1 pseudogene is annotated in these 493 nt (G+C 48.7%); it reads right to left on the bottom strand.

What is annotated here, in order from left to right:
* Window positions 1-493, bottom strand: a pseudogene (locus AB4Z23_RS28330) (reverse transcriptase domain-containing protein); the annotation flags it as partial.

Below are 493 nucleotides of genomic sequence, written 5' to 3'. Positions count from 1 at the left end.
CTTCTCTCCTGACTAGACGTCTAAACGTTTTGTTGATTTTCTCCTCAGTCCAGTTCCTGATGCTTTGGAGGTCCAGCCCCTGAAGATCGGCAATCAACTGCATCTTTTTTTCTAGGGAGTAGTCGTCGAAACGCGGAATATATTTCGACTTCGCCATGTTGAAGCGTATCTCATGATAGGCCTTCACGAAAGTTTTTGGTCTACCGGGCCCAGGCATGTTGAGCCTTTTCCATAGGCGCCAGACGAAGCCGTCAAGCCTCTTGAGTTGCCTGACGTCCTGCGTCATCGAAAAGAAAAACATCCAGCCGTAACGCTTGTCGTTGAGAATGCAGCCAGTGATCTTCAGATTAAGCTTCGCAAGCAGGCGCTTCTGGTTCGCGTTGTACTTGGCGCTTGTCATTAACGACATGATTGTTGTCATCATTCGTTTATAAGAGCTTTTCCGCACTGACACGAGCTGCGGCGTGATATGATAACCGAGATAGTCGACGCC

Origin of the sequence: Agrobacterium sp. MCAB5 (assembly GCF_052114365.1) — a bacterium.
Lineage (GTDB): Bacteria > Pseudomonadota > Alphaproteobacteria > Rhizobiales > Rhizobiaceae > Agrobacterium > Agrobacterium tumefaciens.
This window is presented reverse-complemented; position numbering and strand designations above follow the sequence as displayed.